Below are 14,096 nucleotides of genomic sequence, written 5' to 3'. Positions count from 1 at the left end.
GGTGGGCACCGGTGGTGGCGGCGCCCACCGGCGGGTCAGAACACCTGGCGCAGGTTGGCCCGGGTGAGGTCGAGCAGCTCGTCGCCGCGGCCAGACAGTAGCGTGCGCAGCGCGTAGAGCGCGAAGCCCTTGGCCTGCTCGAGCTTGACCGACGGCGGGATGGTGAGCTCCTGCCGTTCGGTCACGACGTCGACGAACGCCGGGCCGTCGTACGCGAACGCCTCCTCCAGCGCCTTGCGCAGGTCCTTGGACCGCTCGACGCGGAACGCCTTGAGGCCCGCGGCCTCGGCGATCGCGGCGAGCGACGGGTTCTCGAGGTCGGTCGCGCTCGTGACGAAGCCGGCGGCCTTCATCTCGAGCTCGACGAAGTTGAGGGACGCGTTGTTGAACACGACGATCTTCACCGGGAGCTTGTTCTGCGTGAACGTCAGGAGCTCGCCGAGGAGCATCGCGACCCCGCCGTCGCCGGACATCGCGACGACCTGCCGACCGGGGTGCGACGCGGCGACGCCCACGGCCTGCGGGAGCGCGTTCGCCATCGAGCCGTGGATGAACGAGCCGATCACGCGGCGCCTGCCGTTCATCGTGAGGTAGCGGGCGGCCCAGATGACGGGCGAGCCCACGTCCGGGATGAACACGGCGTCGTCGGACGCGATCTCGTCGATCAGCCTCGCGACGTACTGGGGGTGCAGGGGCTGGTCACCCTTGCGCGGGGTCGCGAGGTCGTCGAGCTTGGTGCGCGTCTTGGCGTAGTGCGCGAGCGCCTCCTCGAGGTGGCCGCGGTCGTCGTGCCGGCGCAGCAGCGGCTGCAGGCCCAGGAGTGTCTCGCGGACGTCGCCGACGAGGCCGAGCGCCAGGTGTGCGCGGCGGCCGAGCCGCTCGCCGCGGATGTCGACCTGGATGACCTTGGCCTTCTCGGGCAGGAACGGCTGGTACGGGAAGTCGGTGCCGAGCATGAGCAGGGTGTCGCACGACTCCATGGCCTTGTACCCGGACGCGAAGCCGAGCAGCCCGGTCATGCCGACGTCGAACGGGTTGTCGTGCTCGACGAGGTGCTTGGAACGCAGCGTGTGCACGATGGGCGCGCCGAGCGTGTCGGCGAGTGCGATGAGCTCGGCGTGCGCACCCTCGGTGCCGGCGCCGGCGAGGATGGTCACCCGCTTCGCCTCGTCGAGGAGCCGCGCGGCCTGCGCGAGCTCGTCGTCGGACGGGATGATGCGCGGCCGCGACGCGCGCACGGCCGTCGCGGTCTCGTCGAGCGCGTCGGCGAGCGCGACGTCGCCGGGGATGACGACGACGGCGACGCCCTTCTTCTCCACCGCGGCCTGCATCGCGGCGCGCATGACGCGCGGCATCTGGACGGGGGAGGCCGCGTACTCGACGTACACGGAGCACTCGCGGAACAGCTCCTGCGGGTGGGTCTCCTGGAAGTACCCGGAGCCGATCTCCGACGTGGGGATGTGCGCGGCGATCGCGAGCACCGGGACGCCCGAGCGCTGCGCGTCGAACAGGCCGTTGATGAGGTGCAGGTTGCCCGGGCCGCACGAGCCGACGCAGACCGCGAGCTCACCGGTGAGAGCCGCCTCGGCACCCGCCGCGAACGCCGCGGCCTCCTCGTGGCGCACGTGCACCCAGTCGATCCCCGATCCGCGCAGCGCGTCGGTGAACCCGTTGAGCGAGTCGCCCGGGATGCCGTAGACGCGCTGCACGCCGGAGGCGACGAGCGTGTCGACCATGTTCTTCGCGACGGTGGTCATGCGTGTTCCCCTCGGTCTGGAGCCGGTGGTGCGGCGGGGTCTGCCGCGGGTCGTGAGGTGGGCACGGCGATCGCGGGCCAGACGAGGGCGCACACGGACTCGGCGAGGTCGTCGTCGAGCGGGGCGTGCCCCCACACCAGCCTGTGGTAAGCGGGCGCGAACAGCGCGTCGACGACGAGGTCGGGGTCCGTGCCCGCGTGCAGCTCGCCCGCCGCGACGCCGCGCGCCACGTGGTGCAGGGCGGCCTGTCGGCGCGGCTCCATCCACTGGTCGAGCAGCGCGGTGCTGGTCGCGGCGTCGCTGATCGAGGCCGCCATGAGCTGGCGGATGAGCCCGCCCGCGGGGGTGTCGCGCAGCAGGTGGACCAGGGCGTCGACCTGCGCGGTGAGCGCGTCGCGCACCGGCATGTCGTCGTCGAACTCGATGCTCGCGTGGAAGCGCTCGAGGAGCCCCTCGAGCAGCACGGCCGCCGTGGAGGGCCACCACTTGTAGAGGGTCGTGCGTGAGACGCCCGCGCGGGACGCGATCGCGTCCATCGTCGGCAGCGCCGCGCTGGTGAGCGCGAGCTCCGCCGCGGCGTCCAGGACCGCGCGCCGTCGCTCGGCCGACCGGGGTCGGCCGCGGCGCGGCGCCGAATTCGTGGACACGGCGTCCACTATATGCCTGGCGCGGCGTCGGGACCGTGTCGCTCGGCTGTCTCGTCACTCACGCCCGAGCCCGCCGCCGTGCCGCCCTCCAGGGGCCGCCTCACAGGAGCCGACGGTCCCCGTCCCGCACCACGCGCAGCCACCGGTAGCCGTACGCCGGCAGCTCGAGCTCGGCCCGGCCGCGCTCGTCGAGCTCGGTGTCGCCCGCCTGCAGCAGGTCCGCGAGCCGCACCGCCGGTCCGTCGTCCTCAGGCACGCAGTCCGGGAGGCGCAGCGGCACCGTGACCGCGCGCGGCGCGAAGTTGTGCAGCGCGACCATCGACCCGTCCCCCCAGGTCACCCGGTGCGCGAGCACCGAGTCGTGCGGCTGGTCGAGGATCTCCACCTCGCGCGCCCACCCCAGCTCGGGGCACTCCCTATACCGGTGCGTGAGCGTCGTGACGAACGTCAGCAGCGAGTCCGGGTCGCGGCGTTGCGCCGCGACGTTGACGTGCACGGGCGCGTACCCGTCCTCGACGACCGGCCCCGGCAGCCGGGACGGCGCCGCGCGGCTGAACCCGCCGTTGTGCCCCTCGTTCCACTGCATCGGCGTGCGCACCGCGAGCCGGCCCTCGGCCGCGAGGTTCTCGCCCATGCCGATCTCCTCGCCGTAGAACAGCACCGGCGTGCCCGGCAGCGAGAACAGCAGCGAGTACACCATCCGCACGTGCCGCGGGTCGCCGTCGAGCATGGTGGGCAACCGTCGGCGCAGGCCACGCCCGTACAGCTGCATGTCCGGGTCGGGGCCGAACGCCGCGAACACCTCGGCGCGCTCGTCGTCGGACAGCTTGTCGAGCGTCAGCTCGTCGTGGTTGCGCACGAACGTCGCCCACTGCGCGTCGTGCGGGATGGTCGGCCGCCCGGCGAGCGTCGTCGCGAGCGGGCGCGCGTCCTGACGGGCCAGCGACAGGTACAGCTGCTGCATCCCGACGAAATCGAACTGCAGCGTCAGCTCGGTGCCGTCCGCGGTCCCGTCCCCGTCGTCGTCACCGAAGAACCGGCGCTGCTGCTCGTACGGGAGGTTGACCTCGCCCATGAGGATCGCCTCACCGTTGCGGCGCGTGAGGAACGAGCGCAGGTCGCGCAGGTAGTCGTGCGGGTCCTCCAGGTCGTCGTGCGGGGACTTGGCGGTGTCCGCCAGGAAGAACGGCACGGCGTCGACCCGGAACCCCGACAGCCCGAGCTGCGTCCAGTAGCTGACCACCTTCGCGATCTCGTCGCGCACCCGGGGGTTCGCGGTGTTGAGGTCCGGCTGGTGCCGGTAGAACCGGTGCCGGTACCACTCGCCGGTCGCCTCGTCGAGCGTCCAGATGCCCTGCTCCTGGTCGGGGAACACCACCTGGTCGCTCGTGTCCGGCGGCTTCGTCGCCGACCACACGTAGTAGTCGCGGTACGGCGAGTCCTTCGACCGGCGCGCCGAGCGGAACCACGGGTGCCGGTCGCTCGTGTGGTTCACGACGAGGTCCGCGATCACCCGGATGCCCCGGTCGCGCGCCGTGCGCACCAGCTCGACGAGGTCACCCGCGTCGCCCAGCCGCGGGTCCACGCCCAGGAAGTCCGTGATGTCGTAGCCGTCGTCGCGGTCCGCGGTCGGGTAGAACGGCATGAGCCACAGGCACGTGACCCCCAGGTCCGCGAGGTGGTCGATGCGCTGCGTCAGGCCGTGCACGTCGCCGACGCCGTCGTCGTCCCAGTCCATGAACGTCTCGATGTCCAGGCAGTAGATCACCGCGGTCTTCCACCACAGGTCGCCCGTGTCGCGGACCCTCATGCGCGCACCTCCCGCAGCGCCGGGAGCAGGTGCTCGCCGGCCATGTCGAGGAACCGGTCGAGCGTCGCGTCGCGCGGCGTCGCCGTCGGCGCGGCGCTGGGGTGCTTGTCGTCCGACACCCGCGGGTCGGTCGCCACCTGGTGCACGTAGACCGCGTCGAACCCGATCCCGACGAGGTCCGCGAGCCGGTCCGCGAGCCGAGCCGGGTCGTGCTCCACGAGCACCGACGCGCGCACCGCGTCGTCGGACACGTGCGGCGCGAGCGAGTCGAACGCCTCCGGGGTGTCGAGGTCCCACGCGAGCGGCGGCCCGAACACCTGCACCCCCCACTGCTCCCGCGCGACCGCGAGCGCCTCGTCCGGGTCCGGGGACCAGCTCACGTGCACCTGCAGCGCGACCGTGCCGCGTCCGCCCGCCTCCCGGTACGCACCCACGACCTCGCGCAGACGCTCCGGATGCTGGTTCACCGTGACCAGGCCGTCGGCCCACTGCGCGTGGGCGGCTGCGGTCGCGGGCGTCACCGCGGGGCCGACCAGCTTCGGCGGCTCGTCGGGCAGCGTCCACAGCTTCGCGCGGTCCACGCGGACCAGGCCGTCGTGCGAGACCTCCTCGCCCGCGAGCAGCGCCCGGATCACCCCGACGCACTCGCGCAGCCGGGCGTCGCGCACCCCCTTGGCGGGCCAGCCGTCACCGGTGACGTGCTCGTTGAGGTTCTCGCCCGAGCCCAGCGCGACCCAGAACCGCCCCGGGAACATCGCCGCGAGCGTCGCCGCGGCCTGCGCGACGATCACGGGGTGGTAGCGCTGGCCGGGCGCGTTGACCACGCCGAACGGCAGGCGCGTCGTCGCGAGCGCAGCACCCAGCCACGACCACGCGAACCCGGAGTGGCCCTGCGTCGCGCTCCACGGCGCGAAGTGGTCCGAGCACATGCCCGCGTCGAAGCCCACCTCCTGCGCGCGCTGCGCGGCGGCGAGCAGCCGGCCGGGGTGGACCTGCTCGTGCGAGTGGTGGAACCCGATCGTCACCATGGTCGTCGTTCCTACCTGCACCCGGTCGGTTTCGCGCGTCGAGCGGCTCCCGGTCGCGGCACCGGCGCGCGGGACGCACCATGGACCCCACCCTCGGACGGGGGGCGGCGACGGAGGGGGGAACCATGGTCACGGTCGTGCGACGCATGAGCTGCGCACCCGCCGCGGTGCTCGACGTCCTCGCCGACGGCTGGAGCTACGCCGCCTGGGTCGTCGGGACGTCGCGGATCCGGTCGGTCAGCCCCGACTGGCCCGTCGAGGGAGCCCGGATCGAGCACTCCGTGGGCCTGTGGCCCGCGCTCCTCGACGACGTCACCGACGTGCGCACGTGGGACCCCGAGCACGGCATCGACCTCGTGGCGCGCGGCTGGCCCGCGGGGGAGGCCGCCATCTCGATCCGCGTCAAGGCGAGCGGCGACGGGTGCCTGGTCCGCATCGACGAGGACGCGGTCCGAGGTCCGGGCACGCTCGTGCCGCGGCCCCTGCGCGCGGCCGTGCTGCGCGCGCGCAACACCGAGTCGCTGCGGCGCCTCGCGTACATCGCGGAGCGCCGCACCTCGTCGGACTGACGTCCCTTCTCGCCGTGCGCGACCTGGGACATTCTGGTCACCGACACCGCGCGCACGCGGGTCGCCTGCGCCAGACTTGCTCGCAGCCGGCGGGGCGGACGGACGAGGGAGACGGCGCATGAGCTTGCTGCGGACGAAGACGATCGAGCAGTCGCTGGCCGACGCCGACGAGCCCGAGTACCAGCTCAAGCGGTCGCTCGGGCCGCTCGACCTCATCGTCTTCGGCGTCGGCGTCGTCATCGGTGCCGGCATCTTCACGCTCACCGGGCGCGCGGCGCACGAGACCGCCGGCCCGGCGATCGTCCTGTCGTTCGTGGTCGCGGCGGTCTGCTGCGCGCTCGCCGCGATGTGCTACGCCGAGTTCGCGTCCACCGTGCCGGTGTCCGGCTCCGCGTACACCTTCAGCTACGCGAGCCTCGGGGAGCTGCTCGCCTGGATCGTCGGGTGGGACCTGCTGCTCGAGATGTTCCTCGGCGCGAGCGTCGTCGCGCAGGGGTGGAGCGCGTACCTCGGCACGTTCCTGTCCCAGGTCGGCCTCGACATCCCCGAGTCGATCGGGTACGGCGGCGTGGTGGACGTGCCGGCGGTGGTGCTGGTCCTCGTGCTCGGCGGGCTCATCACGATCGGCATCAAGGAGTCCATGCGGGTCAACCTCGTGCTCGTCGGGATCAAGCTGTTCATCGTGCTGTTCGTGATCTTCGCGGGCATCCAGTTCGTCTCGGCGGCCAACTACGAGCCGTTCGTGCCGCCGTCGCAGCCCACCGAGACCACCTCCGGACTCACGCAGCCCCTGCTCCAGGCGATGCTCGGCATCGAGCCCGCCGCGTTCGGCGTGGGCGGGATCTTCGCGGGGGCGGCGCTCGTGTTCTTCGCCTACATCGGGTTCGACGTCGTCGCGACGACCGCCGAGGAGACCCGCAACCCGAAGCGTGACCTGCCGATCGGCATCATCGGCTCGCTCCTCATCTGCACGGTCCTGTACTGCGCGGTCGCGCTCGTCGTGACCGGGATGGTGCCGTTCGACGAGCTGTCGCCCGAGGCCGCCCTCGCCAACGCGTTCGAGGTGCACGGGCAGGACTGGATGGCGACCGTGATCTCCGCGGGCGCGGTCGCGGGGCTGACCACCGTGGTGCTGACGCTCATGATCGGCGCGTCCCGCGTGATGTTCGCGATGAGCCGCGACCACCTGCTGCCGCCCGGCCTCGCGAAGGTCCACCCGACGTTCCGCACGCCGTGGGTCATCACCGCGATCGTCACGGCGGTGTGCGCGGTCGTCGCCGGGCTGACCCCCGTGGGCGTGCTCGAGGAGATGGTCAACATCGGGACGCTGTCGGCGTTCGTCCTGGTCAGCATCGGGGTCATCGTGCTCCGGCGCACCCGCCCGGACCTGCCGCGCGCGTTCCGGGTGCCGTGGGTGCCGGTGCTGCCGATCGCCTCGGCCGCCATCTGCCTCTACCTCGCGCTCAACCTGCCCGTCGAGACGTGGCTGCGGTTCGTCGTGTGGCTCGCGATCGGGTTCGTCATCTACTTCACCTACTCCCGCGCGCACTCGCGGGTCGGGAAGGCCCAGGAGCCGGCGCGGACGCCGGTGCGGCCCGGCTGACCTGGCTCTTTGGTGGGATGAATCGGTCGTCGTACACTCGACGGGCGCTGTCGTCCCGGACCTGGGACGACGAGACGCGCCCGACGAGTTCTCGACGAACTCCCGTCCCCGAGGAGCTGCTCCGCGTGAGCGCGTGGAACCTGACCGAGCGCCGTGCCGTCGACCTGTCCCTGGTCGCCAGCGCGCTCTGTCGCCGCGCACGCAGCTGGTGAGCCCGGCCCGCCCGGCCTGACCCTTCCTCGCGCCGGCGTCACGCCCGCGCCCCGCACCGACCTCCTGCGTCGGTCCTCCCTGCCGCGCCCTCGCGGCCCGCGCACGTTCGTCGGGCTCCGCCCGGCCCCGGTGCCGTCCCTCTGATCGCGGCACGACGCGCGTCGTCGTGCGCCCTCGAAAGGTCTCCACGTGTCCGACACGTCCACCCCTCCGACCGCCCGCACGCGGCGGCGGTTCCCCTCCTTCACCGTCCAGGTGGTGCTCGGCCTCGCCCTCGGCGTGCTGCTCGGCTGGGTCGCCCTCCGGCTGGGACCCGTCGCCGACGGCTCCGAGAACTGGCTGACGACGACGCTCGACACCATCGGGTCGTCGTTCGTCACCCTCCTCAAGGCGATCGTCCCGCCGCTCGTCTTCCTCGCCATCGTCGCGTCCATCGCGAACCTGCGGCACGTCACCAACGCCGCCCGCCTCGCGGGCCAGACGCTGCTGTGGTTCGCCGTCACCGCCGCGATCTCGGTCGCCGTGGGCATCGGCCTCGGGCTGCTGTTCCAGCCCGGCGCGCGCTCCACCCTCGACCCGAGCACCGGCAGCGAGCCCACCAGGACCGGCTCCTGGATCGACTTCCTCAACGGTCTGATCCCGGGCAACTTCCTCGGTCTCGGCGCCTCGACCCAGGTCGAGGACGGCACCGCGAGCACGTCGATCTCGTTCAACGTGCTGCAGATCGTCGTCGTCGCGCTCGTCGTCGGCATCGCCGCGCTGCGCACCGGCAAGGCGGCCGAGCCGTTCCTCGCGTTCAACCGGTCCGCGCTCGCCGTGGTCCAGAAGGTCCTGTGGTGGGTCATCCGCCTCGCGCCGCTCGGGACCCTCGGGCTCATCGGCAAGGCCGTCGCCACCTACGGGTGGGACCTGCTCTCGCCGCTCGCCACCTACGCCGCCGCGATCTACACCGGCCTGCTCGTCGTGCTGCTCGTCGTGTACCCCGTGATCCTGCGGGCGCACGGGCTGCACGTGCTGTCGTTCTTCCGCGGCGCGTGGCCCGCGATCCAGCTCGCGTTCGTCTCGCGGTCCTCGGTCGGCACGCTGCCCGTGACGCAGCGCGTCACCGAGCGGAACCTCGGCGTGCCGTCCTCGTACGCGTCGTTCGCCGTGCCGCTCGGCGCGACGACCAAGATGGACGGTTGCGCCTCGATCTACCCGGCCATCTCCGCGATCTTCGTCGCCCAGATCTTCGGGATCGACCTGTCCGTCACCGACTACCTGCTCATCGCGTTCGTGTCCGTCGTCGGGTCCGCGGCCACCGCCGGTCTCACCGGCGCGGTCGTCATGCTCACGCTCACGCTCTCGACCCTGGGGCTGCCGCTCGCCGGCGTCGGGCTGCTGCTCGCGATCGACCCGATCCTCGACATGGGCCGCACCGCCGTGAACGTCGCGGGCCAGGCGCTCGTGCCGACCGTCGTCGCACGGCGCGAGGGCATCCTCGACCTCGACCGGTACCGGTCCGCGTCGGTGGAGGACCTGTTCTCCGACGACGAGCCCGTGACGGTCGTCGAGGCGCAGGACCCGGCCGCGAGCCGTGAGCCGGTCGCGGTGGGCTGACGCCGGCCTTCCGGGCGTCTGCGCACCACGAAGGGCCCCGATCGCCTGCGGGCGGTCGGGGCCCTTCGTGGTGCGCGGGGTGACGCCTGGTGCGACAGCCCGTCCACAGATGTCGCGCCGAGGCCTTGCGGGTGCGTGCCGGATGGAACACTTGTTCGAGGAGTGGGGAGGAGGTGAGTCCGGTGCGGGAGACATCGGTGCCGATGCGCGCGTCCATGCCCGGCCGCACCCTGGTCGAGTGGCCGGCCCATCCGCCGGTGTTCCCGCGACCCGGGGCGACCGCGTCCGAGCTCGCGGCGCTCCTGGAGGCCATGCAGGCGGGCGATGCCGACGACGTCGCGCTCCTCGAGCAGGTCGTCGGGTGGCAGCAGCTCGTCGGGGTGGCCCTCGCCGCGCAGGCGCGCGCGGTCCGCGACCTCGTCGCGCGCGGGTACGACGCGACAGGCGTGCTCGCCGACGAGATCGCCTCGGCGCTCGCGAGCACTCGCACCGCCGCGCAGGTGCTCGTCTCACGAGCCGCGGGCCTCGGTGAGCTCCCCGCCGTCGAGACCGCGCTGCGTGACGGTGCGATGGACTCGCGCAAGGTCGACGCCGTCCTCGACGAGCTCGCCGCGCTCGTCGTCGGCACCGACGCGCTGCCCGACGTGGCGGCTGTCGACGCCGCAGCGAACGCGGTGGCGCAGATCGCGGCCGAGAGGGCCGGCGACCTCACGCCGACGCAGCTGCGGCGTGTCGTACGGCGCGAGGTCATCGCCGTCGACCCCGCCGCGGCGCGCGAACGGTCGCGCCGGGCCGTCGAGCAGCGGCGCGTCGAGACCGGGTGGGCGCCGGACGGCATGGCCTGGGTGTCGGCCTTCGTGCCTGCGCCGGACGCCATGCTCGTGAAGGCCGTGCTCGACGCGGCGACCGAGCCCGTCGACGCCCACGACCACCGCACACGCGACCAGCGACGCGCCGACGTGCTCGTGTCGATCTTCCGGACGATCGCCGACCAGGGGACCCTCCCGTGCGGGACGTCCGTGCCCGGCAGGCGCGGCGCGCGTCCGCAGGTCCAGGTGACCGTCGCGGCCTCGACGCTGCTCGGCCTCGACGAGAACCCCGCCGAGCTCGCCGGGTACGGGCCGCTGCCCGCCGATGTCGCACGCCAGGTCGCGCAGGACGCCACCTGGCGACGCCTGCTGACCGACCCCCTGGACGGGACGCTCGTCGAACGGTCCACCCGCGCGTACCGGCCGGGCCGCGTGCTCGGCGGGCACGTCTCGGCGCGGGACCAGACCTGCACGTTCCCCGGCTGCGTCCGCCCGGCCGCCTCGTGCGAGCTCGACCACGTCGAGCCTTGGCGCGAGGCGCCGGCCGCCGCGGCGGCGAGCGGGGACCCGCCGCAGACCCGCGCCGACAACCTCCAACCGCTCTGCAAGGGGCACCATGACCTCAAGACGAAAGGTCTGTGGAAGGCGCGGCGCAGTGTTCCGGACGGCGGCGTCGAGTGGACATCGCACCTCGGTGTCCGGTACCTGGTGCGACCGCAGCCCGTCCTGTCCGCCCCCACCTCGCCGCAAGCGGGTCGGTCGCGCGTCGCGCGAGTCCGCGACGACGCTGCGCCCTAGACCGGGACGAGGTCCTTCCAGCGCCGTCGGGACGACCGGTGGTGCTCGGCGAGCAGGTCCGGCGACGGGCGCAGCTCGATCGGGACGCGGACGGGAGCGGCGTCCAGCTGACGCAGTGAGGGGTAGCGCGAGAGAAGGGGAGGTGCCACGACCGAGTGCCACGACTCGGGGTCGATCGTCACCAGGAGCCGGTCGAACAGGCGGTGCACGTCCGCGCGGAGCAGCAGCCCTCCGTCGACGTGGTGCTCGCCGTGGTCGGCGTACGAGTACAGGTGTGCCGCGTCGAGCACCTCGCGTGGCTGCGTGCCGGTGATCGCGCACGTCGTGCCGAACCTGTCGAACATCGCGTCGCGGAACCTCTGCTGACCGACCCGCTGTCGTGCGACCACCTCGACGTGACCGCCGGGCAGGTCGCGTGACTCGACCAGGATGTCCAGCTGCAGCGCCCCCTCGACACCGCTGTGGAAGGCCAGCATCTCGATCGTCGGAACCGGGTCGAGCCGGCGGATCGCGTTCTGCCTGTCACGTCCCGCGTACAGCGACTCGAGGGCCTTGACCGGCGCAGGGGAGCTCAGGCTCGTCCACCATGTCGAGTAGTCCGCGACGTACAGGGTCACGTCCTTCGGGACGAGGTGCGGCTCGTCGAACTCCTCCTTGCAGTCGTTGCACCGGTAGCGGGGGCTCTTGCGTGCGCGCGTGGACAGGTCGCTGGACTCGCAGCGCACGCACCGCTCCATGATCGTGACCCCGTCGCGGCTGGTGACGTGGTCGACGACCCCGAACCCGAGGACGAGGTGGTCGTCACGCAGGACGAGGACGTCGCCGACGGACACCCGCGTGTGGTTGACGACGTGGGAGTCGTACTCGTACCTCGTGCCGAGGACGTCGCCGTAGAGGTTGCCCAGGGGGTCGCTCGCGCGGGTGAAGCAGCTCCAGAAGGTCCGGTCCGGTGACCGGACGTCGACCGTCCGCGGGCGCGCCTCCACGGGTCGAGCTCAGCACCGTCGGGCCCGCTGGGGCAAGGACGTGCCCGAGCTTCACCCGTGCGCGCGTGCACCCCGTCGGGAACGAGACGGGTGCCCGGGGCGTTGTCCCGGTGACGGTGTGAGCGGGATCGCTCCCGCACGGGTGGCGGGCGCGCCGCGAGCGCGTACTGTCACACCGGCTGCGAGTGAGGTCGAGGGCGGACGAGGAGACGAAGTGGTCGCTGCGGGGGAGATCCGCGTCGAGGCGGAGCCCGGGCTGACGGTCGTCCGCATGGTCGGGGAGGTCGACGTCGCGCTCCGGGAGCAGGCGAGCAGCTCGATGGTCGCGGCCCTCACGAGCGACTTCCCGATCGTGATCGACGCGTCCGAGGTGACGTTCATCGACTCGTCCGGGCTCGCGTTCGTGATGCAGCTGTTGCGCGCGGCGCGGGAGTCGGGGCTCGTGCTGTCGCTGCGTGACCCGAGCCGGGCGGTCCGGGACGTCCTGGAGATTGTCGGGGCGGCGTCGCTCCTGCCGGCGGACGAGGACGAGGTGGCCCCGGTCGCCTGACCTCGGGGTGGCGCCCGGTGAGGTTGCCCGGGCGGGTGTGAGCGGACCGACATCGTCGTCTGCGAGAGAACCCCGGAAAATCACTGGTGAGCGACGGTCGTAACGATACGATCGTATCGATACGACCTCGCGCGGCGCAGGTCGGCTCACCGCGCCGGTGCGTGGGGTCGACCTCGTCGGGCCCGCCCACCCGACCCCCCGGAGCGCTGTTCCCTCATGGCCAAGGTCCTCACGACCGGCCGCCCCTGGCGCGTCATCCTCGTCTTCTGCATCCCGCTGCTCATCGGCAACGTCGTCCAGCAGCTCTACCAGATCGCCGACGCCATGATCGTCGGCCGCACGCTCGGGGTCGACGCGCTCGCCGCGGTCGGGTCGACGGGCAGCCTGTTGTTCCTGCTGATCGGGTTCGCGTGGGGGATGACCTCGGGCTTCGCGATCCCGACCGCTCAGGCGTTCGGCGCCGGTGACCACGCGGCCGTGCGGCGGTCGGTGGCCACCGGTGCGGTCCTCACGGGCGTCGCCAGCGTCGTGATCTCGGTCGGCGCCGTGCTCCTGACCGGGCCGGCGCTGCGCCTCCTGCAGACGCCGCCCGAGCTGTTCGACCAGGCGCACACCTTCGCGGTCGTGAGCTTCGCGGGCTCCGTCACCACCATGTTCTACAACTTCCTCGCGGCGGTGATCCGCGCGATCGGTGACTCCCGCACGCCGCTGGTGTTCCTCGCGGTGAGCTGCGTGCTGAATATCCTGCTCGTGCTCGCGATCGTGCGTGGCGCCGGGTACGGGGTCGGTGGCGCGGCGCTCGCGACCCTCGTCTCCCAGGGCGTGTCCGTCGCGCTGTGCCTCTGGTACGTCAGCAAGCGCGTCCCCGTCCTGCACGTGGGCCGAGCCGACTTCCGGCTGACCCGCGAGGACGTGACGCGTCACCTGCGGCTCGGCCTGCCGATGGGCTTCCAGGCCTCGATCATCGCCATCGGCGCGCTCGCGGTGCAGCTGCGCCTGAACGAGCTCGGTGCGGACGCGGTCGCGGCGTACACCACGGCCGCCCGGGTCGACGGCCTGGCCGTCGCGCTCCTCGCGTCGCTCGGCCTGGCGGTCTCCACGTTCACGGCCCAGAACCTCGGTGCGGGACGCCCGGACCGGATCCGTCGCGGCGTCGTCCAGGGCGTCGGGATGTCGGTCGCCGGGTCGCTCGTCCTGGGCGTCGTGCTGGTCGGCTTCGGCGGGATGATCGTCGAGCTGTTCGTCGGGCCCGGCGAGCAGCGCGTGGTCGACATGGCCGCGCAGTTCCTCACGGTGAACGGGGCGATGTACTGCCTGCTCGGCGTCCTGTTCGTGCTGCGCGGCGCGCTGCAGGGGCTCGGGCAGGCGGCCGTGCCGACGATCACGGGGATCATCGAGCTGGTGATGCGGGTCGGTGCGGCGATGGTCCTCGGCTCGGCGTTCGGGTACGCGGGCGTCGTCTGGAGCAACCCGCTCGCCTGGGTCGGTGCCGTGGTGCTGCTGGTGCCCGCGTACCTGCGCGCGCACCGGGCGATGGCCGTCGCCCGCCCGGCGTCCGGTCCGCAGCCCCGGTCGGGCGTCGAACCGGTCCTCGTGGAGGGCCCCGCCGAGGGGTCGCTCGTCGTCGAGGCGGTCGTGCCGCAGCCGCGCAGCCGCGACGAGCGTCTGCTCGACGAGCCGGACGTCCCTGCGCCCACGCGCTGACGCGCGGGCGCAGGGACGGTGCA

At 72.7% G+C, this 14,096-nt stretch carries 11 protein-coding genes; 6 read left to right on the top strand and 5 right to left on the bottom strand.

Annotated elements, in window-relative coordinates; translation table 11 throughout:
• Positions 1 to 35: 35 nt before the first annotated feature.
• The 4 genes from poxB to ACT17Q_RS11145 form a co-directional block, all read right to left on the bottom strand.
• Positions 36 to 1,757 carry a ubiquinone-dependent pyruvate dehydrogenase gene (gene poxB / locus ACT17Q_RS11160; protein WP_444662463.1) on the bottom strand — a complete coding sequence of 574 codons (1,722 nt, stop codon included), beginning with the start codon at positions 1,755 to 1,757 and terminating at the stop codon, positions 36 to 38.
• Complete coding sequence (locus ACT17Q_RS11155; protein ID WP_268533716.1) at positions 1,754 to 2,404, bottom strand: TetR/AcrR family transcriptional regulator; 651 nt, start codon at positions 2,402 to 2,404, stop codon at positions 1,754 to 1,756. Before ACT17Q_RS11155 ends, poxB begins: the two co-directional genes overlap by 4 nt.
• 100 nt (positions 2,405 to 2,504) lie before the next feature.
• A complete protein-coding gene (locus ACT17Q_RS11150; protein ID WP_444662461.1) occupies positions 2,505 to 4,214 on the bottom strand; it encodes an alpha-amylase family protein in 1,710 nt (569 codons plus the stop codon).
• Positions 4,211 to 5,242 carry a TIGR03885 family FMN-dependent LLM class oxidoreductase gene (locus ACT17Q_RS11145; protein WP_444662459.1) on the bottom strand — a complete coding sequence of 344 codons (1,032 nt, stop codon included), beginning with the start codon at positions 5,240 to 5,242 and terminating at the stop codon, positions 4,211 to 4,213. Before ACT17Q_RS11145 ends, ACT17Q_RS11150 begins: the two co-directional genes overlap by 4 nt.
• A 146-nt stretch (positions 5,243 to 5,388) precedes the next feature.
• Here ACT17Q_RS11145 and ACT17Q_RS11140 point away from each other — a divergent pair, with 146 nt between their 5' ends.
• From ACT17Q_RS11140 to ACT17Q_RS11125, 4 genes are all read left to right on the top strand, one after another.
• Positions 5,389 to 5,811, top strand: a complete 423-nt coding sequence (locus ACT17Q_RS11140) for an SRPBCC family protein (protein ID WP_243861107.1) — start codon at positions 5,389 to 5,391, stop codon at positions 5,809 to 5,811.
• 118 nt (positions 5,812 to 5,929) lie between these two features.
• Positions 5,930 to 7,414 carry an amino acid permease gene (locus ACT17Q_RS11135; protein WP_094179583.1) on the top strand — a complete coding sequence of 495 codons (1,485 nt, stop codon included), beginning with the start codon at positions 5,930 to 5,932 and terminating at the stop codon, positions 7,412 to 7,414.
• 402 nt (positions 7,415 to 7,816) lie between these two features.
• Positions 7,817 to 9,226, top strand: a complete 1,410-nt coding sequence (locus ACT17Q_RS11130) for a dicarboxylate/amino acid:cation symporter (RefSeq protein ID WP_444662457.1) — start codon at positions 7,817 to 7,819, stop codon at positions 9,224 to 9,226.
• Positions 9,227 to 9,408: 182 nt separating this feature from the next.
• Positions 9,409 to 10,833: an HNH endonuclease signature motif containing protein gene (locus ACT17Q_RS11125; RefSeq protein ID WP_268533703.1), complete on the top strand. Its 1,425-nt coding sequence runs from the start codon at positions 9,409 to 9,411 to the stop codon at positions 10,831 to 10,833.
• On the opposite strand, the gene ACT17Q_RS11120 is transcribed toward ACT17Q_RS11125, so the two are convergent.
• Entirely contained in the window at positions 10,830 to 11,819 is a 990-nt protein-coding gene (locus ACT17Q_RS11120; protein WP_444662454.1) for an HNH endonuclease, read from the bottom strand. The genes ACT17Q_RS11125 and ACT17Q_RS11120 overlap by 4 nt on opposite strands.
• Before the next feature lie 214 nt (positions 11,820 to 12,033).
• Here ACT17Q_RS11120 and ACT17Q_RS11115 point away from each other — a divergent pair, with 214 nt between their 5' ends.
• Together ACT17Q_RS11115 and ACT17Q_RS11110 are read left to right on the top strand one after the other, a co-directional pair.
• A complete protein-coding gene (locus ACT17Q_RS11115) occupies positions 12,034 to 12,369 on the top strand; it encodes an STAS domain-containing protein (RefSeq protein ID WP_094179587.1) in 336 nt (111 codons plus the stop codon).
• A 216-nt stretch (positions 12,370 to 12,585) separates the two neighbouring features.
• A complete protein-coding gene (locus ACT17Q_RS11110; RefSeq protein ID WP_094179588.1) occupies positions 12,586 to 14,073 on the top strand; it encodes an MATE family efflux transporter in 1,488 nt (495 codons plus the stop codon).
• The last annotated feature ends 23 nt before the right edge of the window (positions 14,074 to 14,096 follow it).

It is taken from the genome of Cellulomonas sp. CW35 (assembly GCF_052378485.1).
Classification (GTDB): Bacteria; Actinomycetota; Actinomycetes; order Actinomycetales; family Cellulomonadaceae; genus Cellulomonas; species Cellulomonas uda.
This window is presented reverse-complemented; position numbering and strand designations above follow the sequence as displayed.

Coding starts and splice junctions, on each gene's coding strand:
- ACT17Q_RS11150 (WP_444662461.1), bottom strand. CDS start 4,214: ATGAGGGTCCGCGACACGGGCGACCTGTGGTGGAAGACCGCGGTGATC.
- ACT17Q_RS11140 (WP_243861107.1), top strand. CDS start 5,389: ATGAGCTGCGCACCCGCCGCGGTGCTCGACGTCCTCGCCGACGGCTGG.
- poxB (WP_444662463.1), bottom strand. CDS start 1,757: ATGACCACCGTCGCGAAGAACATGGTCGACACGCTCGTCGCCTCCGGC.
- ACT17Q_RS11145 (WP_444662459.1), bottom strand. CDS start 5,242: ATGGTGACGATCGGGTTCCACCACTCGCACGAGCAGGTCCACCCCGGC.
- ACT17Q_RS11110 (WP_094179588.1), top strand. CDS start 12,586: ATGGCCAAGGTCCTCACGACCGGCCGCCCCTGGCGCGTCATCCTCGTC.
- ACT17Q_RS11135 (WP_094179583.1), top strand. CDS start 5,930: ATGAGCTTGCTGCGGACGAAGACGATCGAGCAGTCGCTGGCCGACGCC.